Source organism: Roseibium sp. (genome assembly GCF_025698965.1).
GTDB lineage: Bacteria > Pseudomonadota > Alphaproteobacteria > Rhizobiales > Stappiaceae > Roseibium.
In genome coordinates this window covers 1-4,102 of the sequence record NZ_JAILWL010000545.1, presented here as the reverse complement: position 1 = coordinate 4,102, position 4,102 = coordinate 1, and the positions used below count along the sequence as shown (strand labels likewise).

The 4,102-nt window shown below is 53.3% G+C and carries 3 protein-coding genes; 1 reads left to right on the top strand and 2 read right to left on the bottom strand.

The genetic code is table 11. From position 1 onward, the window contains the following. A partial coding sequence (gene torT / locus K5905_RS29055; protein WP_297590984.1) for a TMAO reductase system periplasmic protein TorT occupies positions 1–705 on the bottom strand: 705 nt, incomplete at its 3' end. On the opposite strand from torT, the gene K5905_RS29050 reads away from it, so the two are divergent. Further along, complete coding sequence (locus K5905_RS29050) at positions 704–3,583, top strand: ATP-binding protein (RefSeq protein ID WP_297590981.1); 2,880 nt, start codon at positions 704–706, stop codon at positions 3,581–3,583. The genes torT and K5905_RS29050 overlap by 2 nt on opposite strands. Here the strand turns inward: K5905_RS29050 and K5905_RS29045 are convergent. Continuing rightward, on the bottom strand, positions 3,556–4,102 hold a 547-nt coding region (locus K5905_RS29045; protein ID WP_297590979.1), incomplete at its 5' end, for a winged helix-turn-helix domain-containing protein. The two genes, K5905_RS29050 and K5905_RS29045, sit on opposite strands and share 28 nt — an antisense overlap.

Sequence of the window (4,102 nt, the reverse complement as noted above, 5' to 3'; positions counted from 1 at the left end):
ACTGATGTAGGTGGCAATAAGCGATGGAAACCCACCACCAGAATTGGCAGCCAGACCCATCGCGCCTTCTATGGCCGGAGCGCTGCCGATGATCAGATCAACTTCGGGTTTTTGGCGTAGAGTGCGTTCCACTTCAGCAAGTTGTTCGCGCAATCCGGTGTCTGAACGTCCAACTATCTCGATTTGGACAGAAGAATTTGCCAGGCCATCTTGCAGACCTGTTTCAAGGATCGGCGACCATCCTGATTTCTCCGGCCCGGTAACCAACACCGCTGAAATCCGGTCGCCTCCTGAAGGGTGCGCTGCCGAAAGATACTTGCCAATCGCCCGGCCCATCTCCCGCCAATCAACACCAACCGCACCGCTTAAGAACGGCGAGTTAAGCTCGTTTACCAGTGCTATGACAGGAACGTCCTTCGCAGCGTTTTGAACGGCAACAAGAAGCTTTGGGTCATCGGCAGAGACTGCACCAAAGAGTACCGCATCAACCTCCCGGCTGATACAGGTACTCAACAACCGGATCTGCCTCTGAAGCGCATGGTACCCGCCAGATTCATACAGGAGGACTTCTGCCCCTGCTGAATTCGCCTCCGTGATCAGGCCGAAGCCAACACTCAGCCAGTATTCGTCCTTGAAATGAGGAACAACGACACAAATCTTTTTTCGTGCTTCAGTCTTTGGGTTTTCCGCAGCAGCACCGTTCATGAACATAATAAAACCAGCCGCGAATGCAGCGATTGCAGCACGTACCAATGGTGCATATGGTTTTGCCATGAACAAGAACCGTTTCGACAGTCAACTGCTTCAAATCTTTTCGTTCATCGTAAGCCTGGCTGTTTTGACAAGCTTGATCGCGATAGGCGCCAATTCATACCTGGCAACACAGCAGCGCGCCTTGATACAGGACAATATTCCGGCAGGAACCCTGGCCTGGAAACTCGTCGGATCCGCAAACTTCATTTCCGCACTTGCGCCGTCCTTTGCTGACATTCAAAGCAGTAAAGATTTGAATTCATTGCGTTCGTCGTTGGAACGTGAACTGGACGAATTGAATACAGACCTTGCAAAACTGGACCTCCTGTTTCCCAGCCGGACACGGCATCAGGATCAGGAAACCTTGGCGGTTCTACACCGGACAATTGCAGATTTGGTTCTGGTGACCGGTCAGAAATTACGTCTGCAGTCGCACATGCGCGACTGGCAGCTGTCTACCACTGAACTGGTTTCAGAATTGGACGACATCTTGTCCGGGCAAGTCGACATCGCCCGAGTAAGAGTCACAGCTACAATCGCCGATTTATACGATTCCCGAGCCGATATTGCAGCTAACTTGAACAGGCTGGCGGACGTGGATTTTTATGCCTACGATCGCCATTTGGAACTCAGCAGCGCAACGGACAAAGTCGGTTTCCTGTTGCTGCAAATTCCACCACAAAGCACAGCTGCAGCCCTGTTACAAATTAAAAGGGAAACCAGTGACGCCATTGGTGTCGCGCAAAGCCGGTTGTCTTATCTGTCGTCAAAGACAGCCCAGACCCGCGTCAGTGCTATTCTTCAGACCTTAAATGCGAGTTTGGAGCATGATGGCGGAGTACCCCTTCGTAGCCAAATGCTCGACAACGAACTGCGCCTCGACGATTTGATAACGTCTGTGCGTCCGCACACGGATGCGCTGGTCAACATAGCGAGCAATCATCTGCGCTCGGTTCAGGCGGCTGTTATAACTTCCCAGGCCAAGGCCAGGGACCTGGAGCGCAACATCCTGATAGGCATGATCGCCGTTTTCCTCGTGCTGGCAGGAGCTGCAGTGTATCTGTGGCGTCTTGCCCGCAGGCAAGTGGTGGTCCGTTTACGTGGTGTTGCAGAACACATCGAAGCCCTCGCACATGAAGACTATGGCCGCGATATCCCATTCACTGGGAACGATGAAATCGGCCAGATGGAAAAAGGCCTGCATGTCCTGCGGAGGCGGGCGGCCCGCGCAAGCAAACTCCGGGACGAGTTGGAAAGTGCCGTAAAGAAACGGACCGGGCAGATTGTTACGGAAATGCAAGCACATGACGCAGCGCGGAGCGAGGCAGAAGCCGCAAACCGGGGAAAGTCGGAGTTTTTGGCGATGATGAGCCATGAAATTCGGACACCCCTAAACGGTGTTATCGGTATGTTGCGCCTATTGGAAAGCGATATGCTCGATGAAGGCCGTTCCAGCCAGGTAACGACTGCCCGCGCTTCGGCAGAATATCTTCTGAATCTGACCAACGACCTTCTGGATTATGCCAGCACCGAAACCAATCGCGTAACGTTGCAGAACTCACATTTTGACCTGAGAGATTTAGTCGGGCAATTGGGTTCCTACCTCGGCGTCAGTGCGGAAGAGAAGGGTTTGAATTCTTCGGTTGAATTGGCAGAAGGGGCTCCGGCAGCTCTTTATGGTGACGTTCCCAAAATCCGGCAGATAGCCGTAAATCTCCTTTCGAACGCAGTGAAATACACACATAAAGGCCATATCTCTCTCAGCATCGACCACGCAGCGGCACCAGACGGAGATGGGTTTGTATTGAGCTTTGCCGTTCAGGATACCGGTGTCGGAATTGCAGCGGAAGAAATGACTTACATATTCGACGCCTACGGACGCGGCCAAGGACGCAAGCATGGCGACATCCAGGGTATGGGATTGGGGCTGTCTATTTCCCGCCGCCTCACCGAGAGGCTTGGCGGACTACTGAGCGTGGAAAGCGAATTGGGGAAAGGGTCCTGCTTCACGCTCACGCTTCCGCTGGAACAAGGCGATTTGTCGCAAGTCGTCTCAACACGCGAACAGGCCTTGAGGGCTGCTATCAACAAAACCGTTCTGGTTGTCGAAGATAACGCTGTGAACCGCATGGTTGCGTATGGATACCTGGACCGGCTGGGATGTAAAATCACTGAAGCGGAAACCGGAGAAAGCGCCCTTGAAGAAGCGGTTAAGGCACCTCATGACCTTGTTTTACTCGATTTGGACTTGCCGGACATGTCCGGACAGGAAGTTGCTCTAAAACTGAGGGCCCAGTTGCCGGAATGCCCGCCAATTGTAGCCCTGACAGCACATAATTTGGAGGATACCCCATCTGAACGCGCCCGATTGGGAGTTGATGGTATCCTCACCAAGCCAGTCTCTCCGCGGGCGCTGAGCGCCTATCTCGGTCAGGTGTCATCACATCCAGATTCGAACTCTGAAAATACTTCTACTTTCGCCGCCCTTCAAAGTGACATAGATGAATTGGGGGCCGATGTAACGCAAGAGATTTTGGATGAGTTCGTCAAACAGGCCGTGGCGTTGATGACAGAGCTTCAAGCAGCCCTAAGCACCGGCAATCATAAAATGGCGGAAAGGACGGCTCACAAATTCAAGGGCGCGGCCTCGAACTTCCGTTTGGATCAGCTTTGCGCAGAACTGGCAGCTCTTGAAAAAGCCACCCGCGAAAAGAACCGCCAAGACAATGCGACGCGAGAGCTCACAAAAACATGGGAAGCGGCGCTGGAAACCCTTGAGGTTGCCGCGCGGTCGCTCGGTCTTCAACTGCCGGGAAGCGCAAACAAATAACCTTCACCATGCACTGTGATTATCCAATCCGGACTAGAAGGATCCGGCTCGATCTTCTTGCGCAGTCGGCCAACGAGAACATCTATCGTCCGGTTGTCCGGTTCCCATTGCCGGTGCTGGATCAGATCCAGCAAGCGGTCACGGGAAAGAACCATGCCAGGATGCCGGGTGAAAGCGTGCAAAAGCTCAAATTCCGCCCGGGTTAGAGCTTCAATTTCCCCATTTTCGCCAACGAGGCGCCGGCGCATGTGGTCAAGATTCCAGCGGCCGATTTGAACCACCGGCTCGGCAGCTTGCAGGTTATTCGTCAGATCACTGATCCGGACCAAAAGGTTTTTGATCCGTGCAAATAGTTCACGCCGGTCGAAAGGTTTGGTGACGTAGTCATCCGCCCCCATCTCCAAACCGATGATGCGATCGATTTGATCGTCTCGGCTGGTTAGCAGAATGATGCCTACTTTCGACAGGGATCGTTGTTCGCGCGTGATGGTCAGCCCGTCCTTGCCATCAAGATTGATG

Bases quoted from the DNA above. Each gene is read 5' to 3' on its own strand.
- K5905_RS29050 (WP_297590981.1), top strand. From the start codon at position 704: ATGAACATAATAAAACCAGCCGCGAATGCAGCGATTGCAGCACGTACC.